The sequence below is a fragment of the Leisingera sp. CC-HEC093 genome, assembly GCF_059429195.1.
In genome coordinates, this window is the sequence record NZ_JCAIJR010000001.1 from 762321 (window position 1) to 782721 (window position 20401).

Below are 20401 nucleotides of genomic sequence, written 5' to 3' on the forward strand. Positions count from 1 at the left end.
CCGTTCCTGCTTGACAGGGGCGGTTTTCGAAGGCTTCAGCCCGCCGGTGCTGCTGCCGCAGCGCCCGCATCCGCGCCGCTGCCGGTTCGGGTCCCCGCGCGCGCGGAAAACCAGCCCTCTGCCTTGTGCTGTTCGGCCATCCATTCCTCAACCTTGTCGGCGATATTGACGGCCAGCCCCTGGATTTGCTCCTGCTTGCTGCGGGCATGGCCGGAGCCCAGGAGCGCGCTTTCGCCAGTCGTGCTTTCGAAGATTTCCATCTGGTGCTTCTTGGCGAGAAATTTCTTTTCCGCCACGTCGTAGACAAAGACGTTCACCACCACCACGCTTTTGGGGGAAAGCAGCACCGGCACGCCGGCGGGCGCCAGCATGAAGCCTTCGAGCGTCACCGCGACATCGTATTCCTGCGCGCCCTCGTAGCGGCGCAGGCGGCTGTTCAGCGCGTTTTCGATCGGGGCAGTCCATTCGCTGTGCTCGGCGTCGCGCGACAGCGGCCATTGCAGCGCCTTTTCCGTGTAGACGTGGGTCACGCGGGCCTGGAAGGCGCCCAGATCCTCCGGCGCTTCGTCCAGGCGGGTTTCACCGCAGGCGGTGACCAGCGTCAGCGCGGCCAGAATAGTTAGAATGCGGATCATGGAAATCCCCCAAGAGAAATTCGGTCCCGCCCAGATAGCCGGGGGCGGCAGGCAGGGTAAAGGGGCACAAACAGCAACCCCCGCGCGGGTGGCGCGGGGGGCACAGGCAGGCGGCAGGATTCTGCTGCCTTACTTGAACTTGTAGTTGCGCGGGAAGCCGTGCGGCGGGCGTTTGCCAACACCGGCGCGCTTGCCCAGCCACTGGGTGAGGTCGGCCTCGTGGCGGGTCTTGCCGCCGCCCATTTCCCAGCGCAGGCCGTCATCCCAGTTGAAGGTGGTGATGTCAGAAAGGCCGCCGTCCAGTTCCAGCGAGCCCTGCTTGCCGCGGGCCATGTTGTATTTCTGCAGGCGCACGCCTTTGCCGCGGGTCAGCTCGGGCATTTCCTCGACTGCAAACACCAGGAACTTGCCGTTCTCCGAAACGATGGCGACGTGGTCGCCATCCACCGGAATGCAGATCTTGGCGCGCTCGTCATCCTTGACGTTCAGCACCTGCTTGCCGCTGCGGGTCTGGGCGACGATTTCCTTTTCGGCGCAGATGAAGCCGTTGCCCGCGTCCGACGCGACCAGAAGGCGGCCTTCGGGGTTGTGGATCATCAGATCGACGATCTCTGCCTCGTTCGGCAGATCGACCATCAGGCGCAGCGGTTCGCCCATGCCGCGCCCGCCCGGCAGATTGGCCGCCGACAGGGTGTAGAAACGGCCGTTGGAGCCGAACACCAGCAGGCGGTCGGTGGTTTCGGCGTGGAAAATGAAGCGCGGGCCGTCGCCGTCCTTGAACTTCAGCTCGCGGTTCAGGTCGATGTGGCCGGTCATCGCCCGGATCCAGCCCATCTGGGAGCAGACCACGGTGATCGGCTCGCGGTCGATCATCGCTTCCAGCGGCACGTCTTCGACTTCGCCCGCCTCGGCAAACAGCGTGCGGCGGGCGCCGCCGGCGTAGTCCTTGCCGAATTGCTTCTTGGTTTCCTTCAGCTGCTCGGAAATGCGCGACCATTGCAGGTCCTCGGAGGCCAGCAGTTCGACCAGCCCGGCGCGCTCCTCGCGCAGGGCATCGCGTTCGCGGACCAGCTCGATTTCTTCCAGCTTGCGCAAGGACCGCAGGCGCATGTTGAGGATCGCCTCCGCCTGCACCTCTGTCAGCTCGCCGGTGCCGGGGGCCGGAGTGACATACTCAGCCTCGCTGAAGGCGCGGGGGTGGTCTTTGCTCCAGTCCTCGCGGATCAGCGCTGCCTTGGGGTCCTCGTCATAGCGGATGATATCGATCACCCGGTCGAGGTTCAGGAAAGCGATGATGAAGCCTTCCAGCACCTCCAGCCGGTGGTCGATCTTTTCCATCCGGTGGCGCGAGCGGCGCTGCAGCACGTCGCGGCGGTGGTCGAGGAAGGCGCGCAGCACTTCCTTCATCGAGCAGACCTTGGGGGTCACACCATCAATCAGCACGTTCATGTTGAGGCTGAAGCGGATTTCCAGGTCCGAGTTGCGGAACATCATGTTCATCAGAACCTCGGGGTCCACGTTTTTGGACTTGGGTTCCAGGATGATGCGGATGTCGTCCGCCGATTCGTCGCGCACGTCGGCGAGGATCGGTACCTTCTTGGTCTGGATCAGCTCGGCGATCTTCTCGATCAGCTTGGACTTTTGGACCTGATAGGGGATCTCGGTGATGACCACCTGCCACTGGCCGCGGCCCAGATCCTCGACCTCATGCTTGCAGCGCAGGCGGAAGGAGCCGCGGCCGGTGCTGTAGGCCTTGGCGATGTTTTCCTTGGGCTCGACGATGATTCCGCCGGTGGGGAAATCCGGGCCCGGCACATAGTTCAGCAGCGTGTCGTCGCGGGCATCCGGGATTTTGATCAGGTGCAGGCAGGCGTCGATCAGTTCGGCAATATTGTGGGGCGGGATATTGGTGGCCATGCCCACCGCGATCCCGGCAGCACCATTGGCCAGGATGTTCGGGAAGGTCGCGGGCAGCACCGCCGGTTCAGTCAGACGGCCGTCGTAGTTATCGCGGAAATCAACCGAATCCTCGTTGAGGCCCTCCAGCATCGCCTCTGCGACGAATGTCATCCGCGCCTCGGTGTAGCGGGAGGCAGCCGGGTTGTCGCCGTCGATGTTGCCGAAGTTGCCCTGGCCGTCGACCAGCGGGTAGCGGACGTTAAAGTCCTGCGCCAGGCGCGCCATCGCGTCATAGATCGCGGCGTCGCCGTGAGGGTGGAAGTCACCCATGGTGTCGCCGGAAATCTTGGCCGACTTCAGGAAGCCGCCGGTGGAGCTGAGCCGCAGGCGGTTCATGGCATAGAGAATGCGCCTATGCACCGGTTTCAGCCCGTCGCGCGCGTCGGGCAGCGCCCGGTGCATGATGGTGCTGAGCGCATAGGTCAGATAGCGCTCGCCAATGGCGCGGCGCAGCGGTTCCAGGATTTCACCCTGTTCGGGGGCAGACGGCATGTCGGGATCTTCTACCAAGTCGGTCATGAATTCGTGATACTGCCGCCGTCGGAATTGGTAAAGCGGGCGCGCGCGAAATTCGCACGGTGCTGCACGGCGCCAACGCATTGCCGGGGAGAAGAAGTCAGACTCTCCCCTATTTCCCCGGCGTTAACCTGCCCTAGATAGTAGGGAACCAGGCAGCAGCGCCGCGCGTTATCTTTCCAAACCAATGCAATTTCGTGCAGCTGCCCGTGTGGTGGTACTAGGGGGACCGGTTATGTCGCGTTTTATTTTTGTCTCTTTCGCTTTTCTGGGCTGGGGCTTTTACGAGCTGAGCGGAGGCGGGGGATTCGAACCCCGCAAGGAGCCGTCTGCCGCCCTTCAGGTGGCCAAGGCCGCATTTTCCGGTTCTGAAGGCTCAAACCAGGCGCGCCGGGCCAGCGAACGGGCCAGCGAACGGGCCAGCGAAAACGCCAGAACTTTGGTCCGCAACGTTACCTTCCGCCCGGCAGTTGACGCACAGGCTGCAGACACCCCGGAGCGCCCCGCCGCCGACCCTGAGCTGCGGTCGCGGGTTGCGCTGCGTCAGATTTCCCAGGCGCGCCTTGCCCTTGGTGACAGCACCACCGTATTCCCAGCCGTCGCGCAGCAAGGCGCCCAGGTGCAGCTGGCGTCTTTGGACGGCGGGCTGGCCGGCCTTCAGACAGCTTCTGGCGCGCAATTGCCTGAAACACTGGAGCCTGAGCCGGCCGCCGCTGAGGCCGCCCCGGCCGTCGAACCCCAGGCAGAGCCGGAACAGGACATCCGCCGGATCCGCGCCTCACGCGTGAACATGCGCCAGGGGCCGGGAACCAACTATCCGGTGATTACCCGCTTGCTGGGCGGTGACGAGGTGATCGTGTTCGAGGACAGCGGCACCGGCTGGCTGCACCTGCGGGCACCCGGCAAGGGCAAGGTGGGCTGGATTGCCGCTTCCCTGGTGAGCAAGAAACGCCCATAACTGCACCGGAGAAATCCGGGCAAGAGGCGTTCTGAATGAAAAAATCCATCCTGATCACAGGTTGCTCCTCCGGGATCGGCCTGGATGCGGCCCGCGGCATGCGGGAGCGCGGCTGGCGGGTGTTTGCCTCCTGCCGTCAGCAGCGCGACTGCGACCGGATGCGGGCCGAGGGTTTTGAGAGCCCTCGCATTGATTACACCGACCCCGAAAGCATCACCGCTGGCCTGGCTGAGGTGCTGGAGGCGACCGGCGGCACCCTGGATGCGCTGTTCAACAACGGCGCGCATGGGCTGCCCGGCGCTGTGGAGGATCTGCCGACGGACGGCCTGCGCACGATTTTCGAGGCCAACTTCTTTGGCTGGCATGAGCTGACCCGGCAGGTGATTCCGGTGATGCGCAGGCAGGGCCACGGGCGGATTGTGCAGAATTCCTCCATCCTGGGGTTGGTGACCTTTCCCTGGCGCGGCGCCTATGTGGCGACGAAATACGCGCTGGAAGGGCTGACCGATACCCTGCGGGTGGAGCTGCGGGGCACCGGCATCCATTTGGTGCTGATCGAGCCGGGGCCTGTCACATCGAAGATCCGCGAGAAGTCGATTCCGCATTTCGAGCGCTTCATCGACTGGAAAGCGTCGCCGCTGCGCGATCTCTACGAATCCCGGCTGCTGAAACGGCTGTACGAAAGCAGCGGACCGGACCGGTTCGAGCTGCCGGCCTCTGCCGTGACAGCCAAGCTGGCCCATGCCTGCGAATCCCGCCGCCCGCGGCCGCGTTATTACGTGACCACCCCGACCCATATCGCAGGCTTCCTGCGCCGCATCCTGCCGACCCGGGCAATTGACCGCATCCTTGTCAAGCTGGGATAGGGTCGCCATCTGCGCCCCGGCGGGGTAGATGGGTGGCAACGTAAAAAACGCGCTTGGGGGACAAGATGTTCGATCCGCTGTATTATCTGGCACTGGCAGCCGTGGCGGCTGTGGTTGTGGCGCTGGTCATCGGCATTGGCGGCTTTGGCAAGGGCGGTGAATTCAACCGCCGCAACGCAAACAAGATGATGCGGCTGCGCATCCTGTTTCAGTTCATTGCGGTGGTGCTGGTGCTGGCCTACGTCTATCTGCGCAACCAGGGAGGATAAGCGGCGATGGTCGTTTTGAACAAGATTTACACCCGCACCGGCGACAAGGGCGAAACCGCCCTGGGGAACGGCGAGCGGGTTGCCAAGCATTCCGCGCGGGTCAATGCCTATGGCACCTCGGATGAGCTGAACTCCTTTGTCGGCGTGGCGCGGCTGGAGGCCGAGGGCGAAATGGATGCGGCGCTGGCGCGCATTCAGAACGATCTGTTCGACCTGGGCGCTGATCTGTGCCGGCCGGAAATGGCAAAGGATGCCGAGGCGGAATACCCGCCGCTGCGGGTCGTCGTGGCACAGGTCGAGCGGCTGGAAGCCGAGATCGACGTCATGAACAAGGATCTGGAGGCGCTGCGCAGCTTCATACTGCCGGGCGGATCCAAGCTGGCGGCCCATCTGCATGTCTGCCGCACCGTGGCGCGCCGCGCCGAACGGCTGGCCACCGACCTCAGCACCGCTGAGGACGTGAACCCGGCGACGGTGAAATACCTGAACCGTCTGTCCGACTGGTTCTTTGTCGCCGCCCGCACCGCTAACAACGGCGGCAAGGACGACGTTCTGTGGGTTCCGGGCGCCAACCGCTAAGGCCCCTGCCCCAATCTGATGCCGGTTTGATCCCGGTGTGATTCGCCCTGAGGCGCCGGATTTTTGCGAATCCGGCGCCAAACACGTCATCCGCGGCCGCATTGCCCTGCCGTTGCGGCAGGCAGATTTCCCACCGGAAACATTCTTGCGGAAATGATGTTCCAAATGCGCAAACGCGACGTCGCCGTGCTCTAACGTGACGATTTTGCCCTGTTGCGAGCCCGCACCAGCCGGTATCAACGCTGCGAGAGCATAGAGGGGGAGTCGCCCTGGGGCGGCTTGCCGTTTGTTAAGGAGAGAACGCAAAATGAAGGTACTTGTGCCTGTCAAACGCGTGATTGACTACAACGTGAAAGTCCGCGTCAAAGCGGACGGCAGCGGTGTCGATCTCGCCAACGTGAAAATGTCGATGAACCCCTTCGACGAAATCGCTGTCGAAGAAGCCATCCGCCTGAAAGAAGCCGGCAAGGCTGACGAGGTGGTAGCGGTTTCGATCGGCGTGAAGCAGGCCCAGGAAACCCTGCGCACCGCCCTGGCGATGGGCGCAGACCGCGCCATCCTGGTGATTGCTGCCGACGACGTGCACACCGACATCGAGCCGCTGGCCGTTGCCAAGATCCTGGCCAAAGTGGTCGAGGAAGAGCAGCCGGGCGTCGTGCTCTGCGGCAAGCAGGCGATCGACAACGACATGAACGCAACCGGCCAGATGCTGTCGGCGCTGCTGGGCTGGTCCCAGGGCACCTTTGCCTCTGAACTGGACATCGAAGGCGACACCGCCAAGGTCACCCGTGAGGTCGACGGCGGCCTGCAGACCATCTCTGTGAAGATGCCCGCCATCGTCACCGTGGACCTGCGTCTGAACGAGCCGCGTTACGCGTCGCTGCCGAACATCATGAAGGCTAAGAAGAAGCCGTTGGACGAGAAAACCGCCGCCGACTACGGCGTCGACGTCTCCCCGCGCCTGGAAATCGTCAAGACCGAAGAGCCGCCGGCACGCGCCGCAGGCATCGTGGTCGGTTCGGTTGACGAGCTGGTTGAAAAACTCAAAGAAGCGGGGGCTGTGTAATGGCTGTTCTTCTCCTTGCTGAAGTGACCGACGGCGCGCTGGCGCTGGACGCAACCGCAAAAGCCGTTGTCGCTGCCGCACCGCTGGGCGACGTGACCGTTCTGGCCGCTGGCGCCTCTGCTGCTGCGGCTGGCGAAGAAGCCGCCAAGATCGCAGGCGTTGCCAAAGTGCTGGTCGCCGAGGACGCATCGCTGGGCCACCGCCTGGCGGAGCCGACCGCAGCGCTGATCGCTGGCCTGGCGTCCGATTTTGAGCACATCGTTGCGCCCGCCACCACCGACGCCAAAAACGTTTTGCCGCGCGTGGCCGCGCTGCTGGACGTGATGGTGATTTCGGACGTGTCCGGCGTTGTCGACGGCAACACCTTCGAGCGTCCGATCTATGCCGGCAACGCGATCCAGACCGTGAAATCGAACGACGCCAAGAAAGTCGTCTCGATCCGCACCGCGTCCTTTGACGCAGCTGGCGAAGGCGGCTCGGCATCCGTGGAAACCATCTCGGCTGCTGACAACCCGGGCCTGTCCGAGTGGGTCGAAGACAAGGTTGCCGCAAGCGACCGTCCCGAGCTGACCTCGGCCGGCATCGTTGTCTCCGGCGGCCGTGGCGTTGGCTCTGAGGAAGATTTCAAACTGATCGAAAACCTGGCTGACAAACTGGGTGCCGCGGTTGGCGCATCCCGTGCCGCCGTCGACTCGGGCTATGCCCCGAACGACTGGCAGGTGGGTCAGACCGGCAAGGTTGTTGCTCCGGATCTTTATGTCGCCATCGGCATCTCCGGCGCGATCCAGCACCTGGCCGGCATGAAGGACTCCAAGGTCATCGTAGCGATCAACAAGGACGAAGAAGCACCGATCTTCCAGGTTGCGGACTTTGGCCTGGTTGCCGACCTGTTCGACGCCGTCCCGGCCCTGACCGCGAAACTGGGCTGAGCCCAACCGGTCTGCCGGCAAATTGGAAGGCCCGCCGTTTCGCGGGCCTTTTTCCATTTTGCGGCGGGGCAGCTTTACCTGCGCAGCAGCGGGTCCAATTCGCAGGCCAGCGCCTCAGCGATTCTCAGGTGTTCTTTGGGACCGATCATGTGGCGCGCGGCCGGCAGCTCCATCGGGCCGAAGATCATGCCGGAAATGTCCTGCGCCGCGGCGGCGGAGGCGGCCTTGATCTCAAGGATGCCCTGCACCTTTGGGCGCAGCGCCTCAGCCATGGCGCGGTCAACCAGCACCGGTTCCGCCGGGAAACCGGCATCGGCGTCCAGATCATAGCGGAGCCACAACAGCAGGACGCGGCCGTCCAGCTGGCCGATCAGCGCCGTCATCCGCTCCACCCAGCTGTGCTGCAGCTGGTCGCGGACCCGTTCGAACCGCTGGCTGGAAATGTCGCGCAGGGTGCACAGCAGGTGCTTATTGAAGTGGAATTCGGTGAAATCGACCTCAGGGTACAGCGCTTTGAGCGCCGGATGGGCCTGCAGAAACCGGTCGTTGCGGCGCGGATGCACCCGGTAATAGGGATTAGAAATATTCTGCGCGCCCAGCATCTGCACCACGGTCAGGCGGGCCCTGCCGGCCACCTCGATCAGGGTTTCATCCTGCGCGAAACTGTCCAGGCCCGCATTCACGCTGCCCAGGTTGACGCAATCCACGCCCAGCCGGGCCTGCAGCGAGTCGACAAACGGAAATTCAACGAATCGCCCGTAGACTTCTGTTCCGCCAAGGAAGGCAACGTAGGGATCTTCCAAGGGCTTTTGCGGCCCCCGCACCAGCAGTCTGGATTGCCCATACCTGACTGGCTCCCCCGCAAGCGCCCCCGCGCTTTTGAGTTCATAGCTCATAGTACCACCAATTTTTCACCCGAGACTCACTCTGGCGGGCAAGCATTGCAATTTCCCTAAAGTGAGAATTTGCCTCAAATCCGGGCCAGCCGCCCTTGTGTCCGCCCTTCCCCGGCCAGTAAGGTTGCCGCAGCTATTTCAGGAGCCTGAGGCATGGAAATTCAGAAGGTTGGAGTGATCGGGGCCGGGCAGATGGGCAATGGCATTGCCCACGTCATGGCGCTGGCCGGGTATGATGTTGTGCTGAACGACGTCAACCAGCAGGCGCTGGACGGAGCGCTGAGCCTGATCCACAAGAACATGGAGCGCCAGGCCAGCAAGGGCAGGATTTCCGAGGACGACGTGAAGGCGGCGCTGGCGCGCATCGTGCCCTCGCTGAAGCTGGCTGACGTGGGCGCAACCGATCTGGTGATTGAGGCGGCGACCGAGCGCGAGACCGTGAAGCAGGCCATTTTCGAAGACCTGCATCCGCATCTGCAGCCGCATACGATCCTGACTTCGAACACCTCCTCGATCTCTATCACCCGGCTGGCCAGCCGCACCGACCGGCCGGAACGTTTCATGGGGTTCCATTTCATGAACCCGGTGCCGGTGATGCAGCTGGTGGAGCTGATCCGCGGCATCGCAACGGACGAGCCGACCTTCAAGGCCTGCCAGGACGTGGTGGCGCGGCTCGGCAAGACCTCTGCCAGCGCTGAGGATTTTCCCGCCTTCATCGTCAACCGCATCCTTATGCCGATGATCAACGAGGCGGTTTACACGCTCTATGAGGGCGTGGGGTCGGTGAAGTCGATCGACGAATCGATGAAGCTGGGTGCCAACCATCCGATGGGACCGCTGGAACTGGCGGATTTCATCGGCCTGGACACCTGCCTGGCGATCATGAACGTGCTGCACGATGGTTTGGCGGATACCAAGTACCGCCCCTGTCCGCTCTTGACCAAATACGTCGAGGCCGGCTGGCTCGGCCGCAAGACCCAGCGCGGGTTCTATGATTACCGCGGCGAGGTTCCGGTGCCGACCCGGTGACGGCGTCCCGGACAGAACAAAGAAGCGCCCTGCGGGGCGCTTTTTCGTTTCCGGCGTTTGAGTGTTTCTGCGGGTTCAGCCCTGTTTGCCGAGGCTCAGCGTGTGCTCGCGCAGCCAGGCCATGAAACCGCGCGGGTCGGTTTGCAGCTGCGCCATCTGCTCATCGGTCAGCGGCTTGCCCACCACAGGCGCCTGCGGTTTGTTGCAGGAGCGCACGATTTCATGCAGCAACAGGCCCTGGCGCAGGATCGGCGAGACCTGACAGGCGATCTGGTACCAGCGCGAGTTCGAGCCGGGGTAAAAGATCGGCACAACCCGGGCGCCGGAGCGGCGGATCAGCTGGGCGGTAAAAACGTTCCACTCACGCTCAATCGCGGGGCCGAACCAGCTGTCGGACGACATCACCACGCCCGAGGGAAACAGCGCCACAGCGCCGCCTTCCTTGAGGAAGGCCATGGTCTTGGCGCGCATGTCGACCATCTTGCGCTGCGCTTCCGGGTCATGCGGGAAGGGCACCGGGATCATGAAGGAGGTCGCGGCCTCATCCAGACCGGTCAGCACCGAGCGGGTCAGGATGCGGTAATCGGTACGGCGGCGGCCAATCAGGTCGGCAAAGATCATGCCGTCGACCATCCCGTGCGGGTGGTTGGCGACGATCACCACCGGGCCGTCCGCGGGGATGTTTTCGATCTGCTCCTGCGGGGTCTGCAGGTCGATGCCCATGGTGTTGAGCGCGCCGCGCCAGAATTTCTGGCCGCGGTACTCGGCGTTGCGCTTCTCGAACTTGTTGACCATGCGCAGAATCTTCAGCTTGCCGGTCAGCCATTCGATGGTCTTGATCGCCAGCGACGTCCAGCGGTCGTCGAAAGAATTGGCATAGGTCAGCGTGCGCCGGTCATAAACCTCGCCCGTCTGATCAGCAGTCTCCGGCGCGACGCCGGTATTCCTGTCGTGTGCGGTTTCCGCCAATGTGCCTTATCCCGTTCCGCTGCCGGCGCGGCCTAGTAGCCCTCGCCGAACTTATCGGCCACCAGGGTCTCCAGCGCATGCGCCAGCGCATCAGCATCGGGCCCCGAAGTCTCGACGTCAATAGTCGTTCCTTTTGAGGCTGCCAACATCAAAAGGCCCATAATGCTGTCGCCGGATGCGGACATTCCGTCCTTCAGCACCTCTGCCGTGGCGTCAAACGCTTCCACCACCTCCACCAGCTTGGCGGAGGCACGGGCGTGCAGCCCCTTTTCATTGATGATTTTCAGCGTCTTCAGAGCCATTTAGTGTGCCTGCTCCCCATCTGGGTTTACGTTCTGGGCGTTGATATACTTGCGCCCGGCCTCCATCGCCTGCCGCACTGCATCGGCAACCGGCAGATGGCGGGATTTCGCCAGTTTGATCAGCATGGGAAGATTGGCGCCATAGAGAATGCGGCGGTCCGCGGGTGCGCAGGCCTTGAGGCTGAGGTTGGAGGGCGACCCGCCGAACAGGTCGGTCACCACCACAACGCCGCCGCCTGTATCGACCTTGTTGGCTGCGGAGCAAATCTCGTCCTGTTTGCCGGACCGGTCGTCGTCCGGTCCAATGGCGATGGCCATCAGGCTGGGCTGCGGACCCACGACGTGTTCCACCGCGGCGAGGTACTCCCTAGCCAGTCCGCCATGCGCTACAATCACAATCCCGATCAACCCGGCCTCTCACTTCTTTTGCTGGCCTTGCAGCTCGCGGTGTCTAATTGACACTTGCAGGCCGTCCTCCGCAAGGGCCTTGGCCAGGGATTCCGCCATTGTCACCGATCTGTGCTGGCCGCCGGTACAGCCAAAGGCAATGGAGAAATGCGATTTGCCTTCCTCGCGGTAGGCCGGCAGCAGCAGGCGGGTAAGATCCAGAACCCGGTCAAAGAAGGGGGCAAAACGGGCATCCGCCCTGACGTAGTCCTGCACCGCGGTGTCGGTGCCGTCGCGCTGGCGAAGCTCCGGCTTCCAGTAGGGATTGGCCAGGAACCTGCAATCAAACACCATGTCGATGCCATGCGGCATGCCGCGCTTGTAGGAGAAGCTTTGCACAGACAGCGCCAGGATGCGGCCGCCGGGGGCGAACCAGCGCTCGATCTCCGCCTTCAGCTGGTGGACGTTCATGTCAGAAGTGTCCAGCAGGATGTCGGCGCGGTCGCGGATCGGCGCCATGAGATCCAGTTCGCGCCGCACCCCTTCGGACGGGGATTCGGCGGGTGCCAGCGGGTGGCGGCGGCGGGTTTCAGAGTAGCGGCGCAGCAGCACGTCCGGGTGCGAATCGAGGTAGAGAACGGTCAGCTCCAGCTCACGGCGGCCGGACAGCATGTCGATCACATCCAAAAGCGCGCGCGGCGAGAAATCCCGGTTGCGGCTGTCCAGCCCCAGCGCCATCGGCCGGGGCGCGGCGGCGGCGTCGAACAAGCCGGGCAGCAGACGCAGCGGCAGGTTGTCGATCGCCTCAAACCCGAGATCCTCCAGCACGTTGATCGCGGTGGTCCGGCCGGCGCCAGAGGGGCCAGTGACCAGAACCGCCGGAACGGCAGTGTTCTGCTGTTCAGGCATCCGGGTCCAGCGCTCCGCATCTGAGGAATTGCATCAGGGCGGGGGCGAAATGCGCGCCGTCCACCCTTTTCACACGGGCCACCTCCCGCCCCAGCAACCGGGTGGTATGGCGCACCGGCAGGCGTTCAGTCTCTGCCTCGTCCAGGTCCACCAGCGCCGTCACCGGCACCGGGCTGCGGATCTGCGCCTGAAGAAGGCCCATATAGCGGGCCTCAATCAAACCCCGGATCGGTTCCGGAGCACTGGCAACAAGATGCCCGTCCAGGACTTGGACCAGCACCCGGTCGTCGGCCACCAGCTGGGCGCCGAAGGCCATCAGCTGCAGCGACAAAGCGGATTTGCCCTGGCCGGAGGTGCCGGTGATCAAAAGCCCCCGCCCCTCCAGCGCGACGCAGGAGGCATGCAGGATGAGGCTTTCAGGTTCAGGCATTGTTTACACCGGCAGACCAACCACAAACCGCGCGCCCAGCGGCTCAGAGGTGACGTCAGCCTCGGTCGGGCGGATGTTCTCTGCCCAGATTACGCCGCCATGCGCCTCTACAATCTGCTTAGAGATTGCGAGGCCGAGGCCTGAGTTATTGCCGAAATGCTCCACCGGGCGCTGCGAGTAGAAACGTTTGAAGATCTTGGAGAGCGCCTGATCGGGGATGCCGGGGCCGGTGTCCTCGACCACCACAAGCACCCGGTTGGCGCGGCGGCGCGCCCAGACGCGAATCGCATCGCCTTCCTCGCAGAAGGAAATGGCGTTGGTGATCAGGTTGACAAAGACCTGCGCCAGGCGCGCCTCCAGCCCCTGCAGCAGGATCGGCTGGGTGGGAAGATCGGTGATGTAGTCGATCCCCTTGCCGCGGGCGTCTTCGCCCAGGTACTGGTTCAGGTTGCCCAGCATCGCCAGCAGGTCGAAATCCTCTTCCTCCTCCTTCACCAGCTCGGCGTCGAGCCGCGAGGCGTTGGAAATGTCGCTGACCAGCCGATCAAGGCGGCGCACGTCGTGTTCAATCACGTCCATCAGTTTTTCGCGCTGATCGTCGCGGCGGACCATGCGCAGGGTGCCGACCGCCGACTGCAGGCTCGCCAGCGGGTTCTTAATCTCATGCGCGACATCGGCCGCGAACTGTTCGTTGCTGTCGATCCGGGAATACAGCGCCTTGACCATGCCGCGCAGGGCACGGCTGAGACGGCCGATTTCATCGGGGCGGGCCGACAGGTCCGGGATCCGGATGCGGCCGGGGTTGGATTTGCGGCTGCCGCGCTCCCGGCCCAGCTCCGCCGCCTCTGCGAGGTCGGCGAGCGGGTTGGCGATGGTGGAGGCCAGCACCAGGCTGAGGCCGACAGAGACCAAGAGCGCCACCACAAACATCTGCAGCACACGCTCCTGCTCGCCGCGCACCAGCGCGTCCACTTCACCGGTGGGCGAGGCCAGCGCGATCACCCCGACCGCAGCTCCGTTATGCATGATCGGGGTGGCGGCGGAAATCACCCGGCTGCCGCTGGTGTCCACTACGGTTTCCACACCGGTGCCATTGTTCATCGCCCGGTCCACCAGCCCGCTGAGCCGGGTCTCCAGCGACAGGCCGACAGCGGCGGTCTCGGCGTCCTGCGCGCCGCCGCCGGCGATCCCCCACAGGCCCGTCAGGGCATCGCTGATCAGCGTCGGGCGCTTGCCGCTGTCGTTGAGCACGTTCAGGGCGTCGCTGCGGTCCAGGCCCTTAACGCTGGCAATCAGATTGCCAGTGGTATCGAACACAAAGGCCTCGACCCCGCCGCGCAGGCTGAGCCGGGCCAGCGTGTCCTCTACTTGGATGCCGTCGCCGGCGGCAAAGCTGACGGCGCCAGCGGCCGGCATTTCAGCCTCAAACACATCTGCGGCCAGCATCGCCTCCGACACCAGCGCGCCTGCGCGCTGCTGCACCAGGCTTTGCCGCGACGAGTTCAGGTAAAGGATGCCCGCAACCAGGATGATCAGAGCAATCAGGTTGAAGGTGATGATCTTGCGGGTCAGCGGCGAGCCTTTAAGCGACAGCAGCCCACGGCGCGCGCGCTTGTCCTGCATTTCCCGCGTGACAGATTGGTTGGGGGTGACCCAGTCCTCCCCCAGAACCACATCACCGTCCTGCTGGCGTTGCATTACACTGGTATCGCGCATCCGCGCCACTCCCCTGGCCGGGGGCACAGAGCCCCGCTTAGATGTGCCGCTTATTCTTCATTATAACGGTAACCGATACCATAGAGAGTTTCGATCGCCGCAAAATCAGAATCTGCGCTGCGCATCTTCTTGCGCAGGCGCTTGATATGGCTGTCGATGGTGCGGTCGTCCACATAGACCTGGTCATCATAGGCCACATCCATCAGCTGGTCGCGGCTTTTTACGAAACCGGGCCGCTGGGCCAGTGCCTGCAGCAGCAGAAATTCGGTCACCGTCAGCGATACGTCCTTGCCCTTCCAGCTAACCGCGTGGCGCAGCGGATCCATCCGCAGGTTGCCGCGCTCCATCACCTTGGTCTCGGGCGAGGCGGTGCCGGCGGCATCGCTGCTGATCGCCTCCTGGCGGCGCAACAGCGCCCGGATCCGTTCCACCAGCAGGCGCTGCGAGAACGGTTTCTTGACGTAGTCATCCGCGCCCATGCGCAGGCCCAGCACCTCGTCGATCTCATCATCCTTGGAGGTGAGGAAGATCACCGGCATCTGGGTTTTCTGCCGCAGCCGCTGCAACAGGTCCATACCGTCCATGCGCGGCATCTTGATGTCCAGCACGGCCATATCCGGAAGCTTCTTGTTGAAGGCATCCAGCGCGGCCTGGCCGTCATTATATGTTTCGACCTCAAAGCCTTCGGCCTCAAGCGTCATGGAAACCGACGTCAGGATGTTCCTGTCATCGTCAACCAAAGCAATCTTCGACATCGGAATTGCCCCTAATCTGCTCTGTTCTGGTTTGTTTTTACCACTTTCATCGCCGTTCTAGTGCGCCGAATCAATCCCATTTGAAGAATCGGGGCAATCTTTGGACCCGATTAGGGCAAAAATACCTTAGCGCCTGCTGAACAGAGACAAACATTCAGGCAGCTGCCTGCGGCGAAACCGATGGTTGCGCTAAACATTGGCTTGGTGGCGCTAACTAGATGAAACCGGCCTGTTCACCGCCCAAAACGCCATGTTAAGACCTTCGCACCGGCAGCGATGCCGTTTCTATTGCCCCAATGGCGCAGCCGCGCAGCCTGCGTGCCGCCCGCGCCGCCACAGGAGAAAAAACGCATGACATCTGGACGGGTTAACCCGCAATTCCGCCTCGAAGATCAGGGCATCGAGGGTCTGGGCAATGTCTATTACAACTTCATGGAGCCGGCGCTGATCGAAGCTGCGTTGCAGCGCGGCGAAGGCACGCTGGGCAATGGCGGCGCCTTCCTGGTCACCACCGGCAAATTCACCGGCCGTTCCCCCAAGGACAAGCATGTTGTCAAAACCGACAGCGTGCGCGACACCATCTGGTGGGATAACAACGCAGCGATGAGCGCTGAGGGCTTTGACGCGCTTTATGCCGACATGCTGGAGCACATGAAGGGCAAGGACTACTACGTCCAGGACCTGGTGGGCGGCGCCGACCCGGCGCATGCAATCAACGTCCGCATGGTCACAGAACTGGCCTGGCACAACCTGTTCATCCGCACCATGCTGCGCCGTCCGGACCGCGAAGACCTGGATGACTTCATCGCCGATTTCACCGTCATCAATTGCCCCAGTTTCCAGGCCGCCCCCAAGCGGCACGACTGCCGCAGCGAGACGATCATCGCGATGAACTTTGACCGCAAGATGATCCTGATCGGCGGCACCGAATACGCAGGCGAGAACAAGAAATCCGTGTTCACCCTGCTGAACTATCTGCTGCCGGAAAAAGGCATCATGCCGATGCACTGCTCCGCCAACCACGCCAAGGGCAACCCGGTCGACACCGCCGTATTCTTTGGCCTCTCGGGCACCGGCAAGACCACCCTGTCCGCCGACCCGGACCGGGTGCTGATCGGCGACGACGAGCACGGCTGGGCCGACAACGGCACCTTCAACTTTGAAGGCGGCTGCTATGCCAAGACCATCAACCTGAATGCCGAGGCTGAGCCGGAAATCTACGCCACTACCTCCAAGTTCGGCACCGTGATCGAAAACATGGTGTTCGATCCGGAAACCAAAGAGCTGGATTTCAATGACGACAGCCTGACCGCCAACATGCGCTGTGCCTACCCGCTGCATTACATCTCCAATGCATCGTCCAGCGCCCGCGGCGGCCATCCGAAGAACATCATCATGCTGACCTGCGATGCCTTCGGCGTGCTGCCTCCGATCGCGCGGCTGACCCCGGCGCAGGCGATGTACCACTTCCTGTCCGGCTTCACCTCCAAGGTGGCTGGGACCGAGCGTGGCGTGACCGAGCCGGAGCCGACCTTCTCCACCTGCTTTGGTGCGCCCTTCATGCCGCGCCGCCCGGAGGTTTACGGCAACCTGCTGCGCGAGAAGATTGCCCAGCACGGCGCCACCTGCTGGCTGGTGAACACCGGCTGGACCGGCGGCGCCTATGGCACCGGCAGCCGGATGCCGATCAAGGCCACCCGCGCGCTGCTGACCGCGGCGCTGGACGGCTCGCTGGCGGATGCGGAGTTCCGCAAGGACGCGAATTTCGGATTTGACGTGCCGGTCAACGTGCCGGGCGTGCCGGAATTGCTGCTGGACCCGCGCCGCACCTGGGACGACAAGTCCGCCTATGACACCCAGGCCGCCAAACTGGTGCAGATGTTCTCTGACAACTTTGAGCAGTACCTGCCGTTCATCGACGAGGACGTGAAGGCCGCCGCCATCGGCTGAGGCTTTCCGCTGCTGTGAAATAAGAAACCCGGCCAGCGGCCGGGTTTTTTGTTTGGGTGCCTTGAAGAGATCAAACGGTCAGGCTGCCCGCCACCATATCCCGCACCTTGACTGCGTAGCGATCGGTCATGCCGGAGACGAAATCGGCCAGAGAGTGCATCGCGGTATAGGCGTCCTCCACTCCGCGCAGGTCCAGGTCCACAGCGCGGATCAGCTTGGCCCAATAGCCGTTCCTGGCTTTCAGCTCTTCTGCGTCCCAGCCGCAACCGCCAAGCTCGGTAAAAAGCTCATGGAAGTGATCCAGAACCGCGTAGAGGACTTGGCGGCCCTTGATCTCCAGCTCGGTCTTGCGCAGTGCAGTAAAGATCCGTGCGTTGGATATCTCCTTCATTTCATCGAAGGCTTCCTGCTTGGAGGAGATTTCCATCAGCCCCTCGTTGAAATGTCCGGCCATAATGGCGTCGTAGTGCGCCATGAAGGCCTCAACCGCGGCCTCGATTGCCTTGGTGATGGCACTGGCCCGGCGGAAGGCAACGATATCGCGGGTGGTGGCGAGCGGGTCATCTGCCCGGTTGGGTTTGCCTGCAATCTTCTCCAGGCAATTAATCACCAGCCGGCTGTCCAGGTCGCCGACTGTCGCGGCATCCTCCAGGTCCAGAATGCGGTAGCAGATATCGTCCGCCGCTTCGACCAGGAAGGCCAGCGGATGGCGGCGCCAGTGGCGCGCCGCACCGCTGCCTTCTGCGCGCAGCCCCAGCGCTTCGGCGACCTCAGCAAAATGGCCAGCCTCGGTGCCGAACACCCCGAACTTCTTGAGCCCCACATAGCCGCCGTCGGCCAATTGGCGCGCCTCGGCTGTACAGGGGTATTTCATAAACGCCCCAAGCGTTGCGTAGGACAGCCGCATGCCCCCGTCCCGCCGCGCCATTTCAAGGCGGCTGGCGATGCGGAACCCCTGAGCGTTGCCTTCGAACGCGGTGAACTCTGCCTGCTGTGCCCGGGGCACTGATCCGGCAGCGCCTGTGCCGGCCCTGAATTGAGCCGCGAACCACGCGCCGATGCTATCTTCGCCGGAGTGCCCGAAAGGCGGGTTGCCGATGTCGTGCAGCAGGCAGGCGGATTGGATAGTGCCGGCAATCGCGTCGCGCTGCTGCTCCGTGATGAAGCCTTCTTTCAGCATGGCCTGCCCGGCCAGCGTGCCCAGAGAGCGGCCGACGCTTGCGGTTTCAAGGCTGTGGATCATCCGGTGATGCACATGGTCGTGCTCATACAGCGGATGCACTTGGGTCTTTTGCGCCAGCCGCCGGAACGGTTCCGAGAACAGGATGCGGTCGTAATCCTGCAGGTAGGCCGGACGTCCCGGCAGTTCCTCGAACCCCGGCCGGCAGAGCCGCCCCGGGTTCAGCAGCCTGTTCCACTCCATTGCCATGTGCCTGCTCCTTTGCCTGTTTGTGTGCGGTTAAACGGGAGGCGGCAGGGAAATGCAAACGCTTCAGCGCGGCGCGATCCCGGCGGGTTCCAGCTTATGCTCCGGCTCCACATGGCTCACCACCTGCACGCCGGGAATGGCGGCGCGCAGGGCGGCTTCGACGCGGTCGCAGATGCCGTGGGCGGCGCGCACGGTCATGGCGCCGTCGACCACCATGTGAAACTCGACAAACAGCGCGCGGCCGGCGCGGCGGGTTTTGAGGCCATGGACCTGCATCGCGCCATTGGCGGTGCGGTGGATGATGTCCTCAATCCGGGCGCGCTCCTCCGCCGGGGCGGCGGTGTCCATCAGGCCGCCGACGGAGGCGGCAATCACCAGCCAGCCCTCGCGCAGGATGTTGACGCCGACCAGCAGCGCCAGCAGCGGGTCCAGCACCGCCCAGCCGGTGGCAAGCGCCAGCCCCAGCCCCGCCAGCACCCCGGCAGAAGTCCAGACGTCGCTCATCAAATGGCGGCCGCCGGCCGACAGCGCCGGGGATTTCAACCGCGCGCCCGCGCGCAGCAGCACCCGTGCCCAGGCGAGGTTCACCATCATCGCCAGCGCGTTCACAACCATGCCGGCAGCGCCCCAATCGGCATCATTCGCGCGGGTCAGCGCGCTGGTCGCCTCATGCAGGATCACCAGGGCAGCGATCACGATCAGAATGCCTTCGATCACCGCCGAGAAATATTCGGCCTTATGGTGGCCGTAGGGGTGGTCTGCGTCCGGGGGCCGCTGGGCATAGCGCACCGCAAACCAGGCCATCACCGCCCCGCCGATGTTCACCAGCGATTCCAGCGCGTCCGACAAGAGCGCCACGGAGCCAGTCATTGTCCAGGCCGCGACCTTCAGCCCCATCACCGCCAAGGCAATGAGGATGGAACCAGTTGCCAGCTGTTCTGCGCTAAGCCGTTGATGCATGGTGCCTCGCCCCCGTGCTACATCAGCACGCCGCGGCGCAGCAGGTTCAGACCGGCGATCAGCAGCACCATCAGTGTCACCCGCCGGAACAGCACCTGGTCGATGCGGTCGTGCAACTGCCCGCCGATCCACATGCCCGCAACTGCAGGCACGATCAGCGCCAGCGAGAAAGGCGCGGTTTCAGCCCGCATAACACCGGATCCGATGTGCGCCACCAGCAACGCCACGGCGCCGAGGCCGTAAATCACCCCCTGCACCCGGATCTGCTCTGTCCTCTCGGTATTCAAGGCGGTGAGATAGGCCACGGTCGGCGGGCCCCAGACGCCGGACACACCGCCGATCAGGCCCGCAATGCCGCCCACCAGCGCCTCGCTGCGGCGGGAGGGGTTGGTGATGGTGAATGTCTTGCCCATCAGCTGGATACAGGCGAAGACCGTGACCGGCAGGCCAATAACCAGCAGCAGCGCCTGTTGCGGCAGCAGCCGCACCATCTGAGCGCTGAGCAGCAGGCAGACAAGGCCAATCAGCAGAAACACCCGGAACTTGCGGATTGAGGCCATAGCTGCGCCCGGCCCTTGCCGCAGCGCCTGCATCCCGTTGGTGATCAGGGTCGGCAGGATCAGCCCGGCCAGCGCCAGATCCGGTGCCAGAAATATGCTGAGGCCGGAAATGAGGATCATCGGCATGGCAAAGCCGACCAGGCCCTTGACCGTGCCGGCCAGCAGCGCAATGCCAAAGGCCGCTGCCAGCTCTGCCGGGGAAAGAAGCGAAAACAATGCGGTCATCCTTCCGCTCTACCACATCCGCAGCGTGCTGCACGGGCAAAATCAACACGCAAGATTTGATCCAAACGACGCACCCGTGAGTATTTTTGTTGCGCTGCACCTGCAAA

21 protein-coding genes are annotated in these 20401 nt (G+C 63.5%); 8 read left to right on the forward strand and 13 right to left on the reverse strand.

What is annotated here, in order from left to right; translation table 11 throughout:
• Nucleotides 1–35 precede the first annotated feature (35 nt).
• Complete coding sequence (locus AC5STB_RS03740; RefSeq protein ID WP_495441635.1) at nt 36–635, reverse strand: hypothetical protein; 600 nt, start codon at nt 633–635, stop codon at nt 36–38.
• 129 nt (nt 636–764) lie between these two features.
• Nucleotides 765–3113: a DNA topoisomerase IV subunit A gene (locus tag AC5STB_RS03745; protein ID WP_495441636.1), complete on the reverse strand. Its 2349-nt coding sequence runs from the start codon at nt 3111–3113 to the stop codon at nt 765–767.
• Between the two features lie 232 nt (nt 3114–3345).
• On the opposite strand from AC5STB_RS03745, the gene AC5STB_RS03750 reads away from it, so the two are divergent.
• The 6 genes from AC5STB_RS03750 to AC5STB_RS03775 all read left to right on the forward strand — a co-directional run bounded on the left by AC5STB_RS03750 (nt 3346) and on the right by AC5STB_RS03775 (nt 7777).
• Complete coding sequence (locus AC5STB_RS03750; RefSeq protein ID WP_495441637.1) at nt 3346–4068, forward strand: SH3 domain-containing protein; 723 nt, start codon at nt 3346–3348, stop codon at nt 4066–4068.
• Nucleotides 4069–4103: 35 nt separating this feature from the next.
• On the forward strand, nt 4104–4934 hold the full coding sequence (locus AC5STB_RS03755; protein WP_495441638.1) for an SDR family NAD(P)-dependent oxidoreductase: 831 nt from the start codon (nt 4104–4106) through the stop codon (nt 4932–4934).
• A gap of 65 nt (nt 4935–4999) precedes the next feature.
• The gene (locus AC5STB_RS03760; protein WP_495441639.1) at nt 5000–5203 is read left to right on the forward strand and encodes a twin transmembrane helix small protein; all 204 of its coding nucleotides are present in this window, start codon (nt 5000–5002) and stop codon (nt 5201–5203) included.
• A 6-nt stretch (nt 5204–5209) separates the two neighbouring features.
• Complete coding sequence (locus AC5STB_RS03765) at nt 5210–5782, forward strand: cob(I)yrinic acid a,c-diamide adenosyltransferase (protein ID WP_495441640.1); 573 nt, start codon at nt 5210–5212, stop codon at nt 5780–5782.
• A 307-nt stretch (nt 5783–6089) separates the two neighbouring features.
• Nucleotides 6090–6848, forward strand: coding sequence for an electron transfer flavoprotein subunit beta/FixA family protein (locus AC5STB_RS03770; RefSeq protein ID WP_495441641.1), 759 nt, complete (start codon nt 6090–6092; stop codon nt 6846–6848).
• Nucleotides 6848–7777 carry an electron transfer flavoprotein subunit alpha/FixB family protein gene (locus AC5STB_RS03775; RefSeq protein WP_495441642.1) on the forward strand — a complete coding sequence of 310 codons (930 nt, stop codon included), beginning with the start codon at nt 6848–6850 and terminating at the stop codon, nt 7775–7777. Before AC5STB_RS03770 ends, AC5STB_RS03775 begins: the two co-directional genes overlap by 1 nt.
• A 74-nt stretch (nt 7778–7851) precedes the next feature.
• On the opposite strand, the gene AC5STB_RS03780 is transcribed toward AC5STB_RS03775, so the two are convergent.
• Entirely contained in the window at nt 7852–8673 is an 822-nt protein-coding gene (locus AC5STB_RS03780; RefSeq protein ID WP_495441643.1) for a DUF6473 family protein, read from the reverse strand.
• 153 nt (nt 8674–8826) lie between these two features.
• Here AC5STB_RS03780 and AC5STB_RS03785 point away from each other — a divergent pair, with 153 nt between their 5' ends.
• The gene (locus tag AC5STB_RS03785; protein ID WP_495441644.1) at nt 8827–9702 is read left to right on the forward strand and encodes a 3-hydroxybutyryl-CoA dehydrogenase; all 876 of its coding nucleotides are present in this window, start codon (nt 8827–8829) and stop codon (nt 9700–9702) included.
• Nucleotides 9703–9777: 75 nt separating this feature from the next.
• Here AC5STB_RS03785 and AC5STB_RS03790 read toward each other — a convergent pair whose 3' ends face one another.
• From AC5STB_RS03790 to AC5STB_RS03820, 7 genes are read right to left on the reverse strand one after another with little or no spacing between them, the layout of a single operon-like run.
• Complete coding sequence (locus tag AC5STB_RS03790) at nt 9778–10671, reverse strand: lysophospholipid acyltransferase family protein (RefSeq protein ID WP_495441645.1); 894 nt, start codon at nt 10669–10671, stop codon at nt 9778–9780.
• Between the two features lie 32 nt (nt 10672–10703).
• Complete coding sequence (locus tag AC5STB_RS03795; RefSeq protein ID WP_495441646.1) at nt 10704–10973, reverse strand: HPr family phosphocarrier protein; 270 nt, start codon at nt 10971–10973, stop codon at nt 10704–10706.
• The gene (locus AC5STB_RS03800) at nt 10974–11381 is read right to left on the reverse strand and encodes a PTS sugar transporter subunit IIA (RefSeq protein WP_495441647.1); all 408 of its coding nucleotides are present in this window, start codon (nt 11379–11381) and stop codon (nt 10974–10976) included.
• 9 nt (nt 11382–11390) lie between these two features.
• Nucleotides 11391–12269 (reverse strand): RNase adapter RapZ, encoded by an 879-nt coding sequence (rapZ, locus tag AC5STB_RS03805; protein ID WP_495441648.1) that lies wholly within the window; start codon nt 12267–12269, stop codon nt 11391–11393.
• Nucleotides 12262–12699 carry an HPr kinase/phosphorylase gene (locus AC5STB_RS03810; RefSeq protein WP_495441649.1) on the reverse strand — a complete coding sequence of 146 codons (438 nt, stop codon included), beginning with the start codon at nt 12697–12699 and terminating at the stop codon, nt 12262–12264. Before AC5STB_RS03810 ends, rapZ begins: the two co-directional genes overlap by 8 nt.
• A gap of 3 nt (nt 12700–12702) precedes the next feature.
• Nucleotides 12703–14415 (reverse strand): sensor histidine kinase, encoded by a 1713-nt coding sequence (locus tag AC5STB_RS03815; protein ID WP_495441650.1) that lies wholly within the window; start codon nt 14413–14415, stop codon nt 12703–12705.
• 50 nt (nt 14416–14465) lie between these two features.
• Nucleotides 14466–15170: a response regulator transcription factor gene (locus AC5STB_RS03820; RefSeq protein WP_495441651.1), complete on the reverse strand. Its 705-nt coding sequence runs from the start codon at nt 15168–15170 to the stop codon at nt 14466–14468.
• Nucleotides 15171–15521: 351 nt separating this feature from the next.
• On the opposite strand from AC5STB_RS03820, the gene AC5STB_RS03825 reads away from it, so the two are divergent.
• Entirely contained in the window at nt 15522–17120 is a 1599-nt protein-coding gene (locus tag AC5STB_RS03825; RefSeq protein ID WP_495441652.1) for a phosphoenolpyruvate carboxykinase, read from the forward strand.
• 70 nt (nt 17121–17190) lie between these two features.
• Here the strand turns inward: AC5STB_RS03825 and dgt are convergent, their stop codons facing one another.
• The 3 genes from dgt to AC5STB_RS03840 form a co-directional block, all read right to left on the reverse strand.
• Nucleotides 17191–18543: a dGTP triphosphohydrolase gene (dgt, locus tag AC5STB_RS03830; protein WP_495444554.1), complete on the reverse strand. Its 1353-nt coding sequence runs from the start codon at nt 18541–18543 to the stop codon at nt 17191–17193.
• A gap of 69 nt (nt 18544–18612) precedes the next feature.
• Nucleotides 18613–19509, reverse strand: a complete 897-nt coding sequence (locus tag AC5STB_RS03835) for a cation diffusion facilitator family transporter (RefSeq protein WP_495441653.1) — start codon at nt 19507–19509, stop codon at nt 18613–18615.
• Between the two features lie 17 nt (nt 19510–19526).
• Nucleotides 19527–20294 carry a sulfite exporter TauE/SafE family protein gene (locus AC5STB_RS03840; RefSeq protein ID WP_495441654.1) on the reverse strand — a complete coding sequence of 256 codons (768 nt, stop codon included), beginning with the start codon at nt 20292–20294 and terminating at the stop codon, nt 19527–19529.
• Nucleotides 20295–20401: the final 107 nt, after the last annotated feature.

Coding starts and splice junctions, on each gene's coding strand:
- AC5STB_RS03780 (WP_495441643.1), bottom strand. CDS start 8,673: ATGAGCTATGAACTCAAAAGCGCGGGGGCGCTTGCGGGGGAGCCAGTC.
- AC5STB_RS03825 (WP_495441652.1), top strand. CDS start 15,522: ATGACATCTGGACGGGTTAACCCGCAATTCCGCCTCGAAGATCAGGGC.
- AC5STB_RS03745 (WP_495441636.1), bottom strand. CDS start 3,113: ATGACCGACTTGGTAGAAGATCCCGACATGCCGTCTGCCCCCGAACAG.
- AC5STB_RS03795 (WP_495441646.1), bottom strand. CDS start 10,973: ATGGCTCTGAAGACGCTGAAAATCATCAATGAAAAGGGGCTGCACGCC.
- AC5STB_RS03810 (WP_495441649.1), bottom strand. CDS start 12,699: ATGCCTGAACCTGAAAGCCTCATCCTGCATGCCTCCTGCGTCGCGCTG.
- dgt (WP_495444554.1), bottom strand. CDS start 18,543: ATGGAGTGGAACAGGCTGCTGAACCCGGGGCGGCTCTGCCGGCCGGGG.
- AC5STB_RS03775 (WP_495441642.1), top strand. CDS start 6,848: ATGGCTGTTCTTCTCCTTGCTGAAGTGACCGACGGCGCGCTGGCGCTG.
- AC5STB_RS03765 (WP_495441640.1), top strand. CDS start 5,210: ATGGTCGTTTTGAACAAGATTTACACCCGCACCGGCGACAAGGGCGAA.
- AC5STB_RS03755 (WP_495441638.1), top strand. CDS start 4,104: ATGAAAAAATCCATCCTGATCACAGGTTGCTCCTCCGGGATCGGCCTG.
- AC5STB_RS03785 (WP_495441644.1), top strand. CDS start 8,827: ATGGAAATTCAGAAGGTTGGAGTGATCGGGGCCGGGCAGATGGGCAAT.
- AC5STB_RS03770 (WP_495441641.1), top strand. CDS start 6,090: ATGAAGGTACTTGTGCCTGTCAAACGCGTGATTGACTACAACGTGAAA.
- AC5STB_RS03815 (WP_495441650.1), bottom strand. CDS start 14,415: ATGCGCGATACCAGTGTAATGCAACGCCAGCAGGACGGTGATGTGGTT.
- AC5STB_RS03840 (WP_495441654.1), bottom strand. CDS start 20,294: ATGACCGCATTGTTTTCGCTTCTTTCCCCGGCAGAGCTGGCAGCGGCC.
- AC5STB_RS03750 (WP_495441637.1), top strand. CDS start 3,346: ATGTCGCGTTTTATTTTTGTCTCTTTCGCTTTTCTGGGCTGGGGCTTT.
- AC5STB_RS03835 (WP_495441653.1), bottom strand. CDS start 19,509: ATGCATCAACGGCTTAGCGCAGAACAGCTGGCAACTGGTTCCATCCTC.
- AC5STB_RS03820 (WP_495441651.1), bottom strand. CDS start 15,170: ATGTCGAAGATTGCTTTGGTTGACGATGACAGGAACATCCTGACGTCG.
- AC5STB_RS03760 (WP_495441639.1), top strand. CDS start 5,000: ATGTTCGATCCGCTGTATTATCTGGCACTGGCAGCCGTGGCGGCTGTG.
- AC5STB_RS03740 (WP_495441635.1), bottom strand. CDS start 635: ATGATCCGCATTCTAACTATTCTGGCCGCGCTGACGCTGGTCACCGCC.
- rapZ (WP_495441648.1), bottom strand. CDS start 12,269: ATGCCTGAACAGCAGAACACTGCCGTTCCGGCGGTTCTGGTCACTGGC.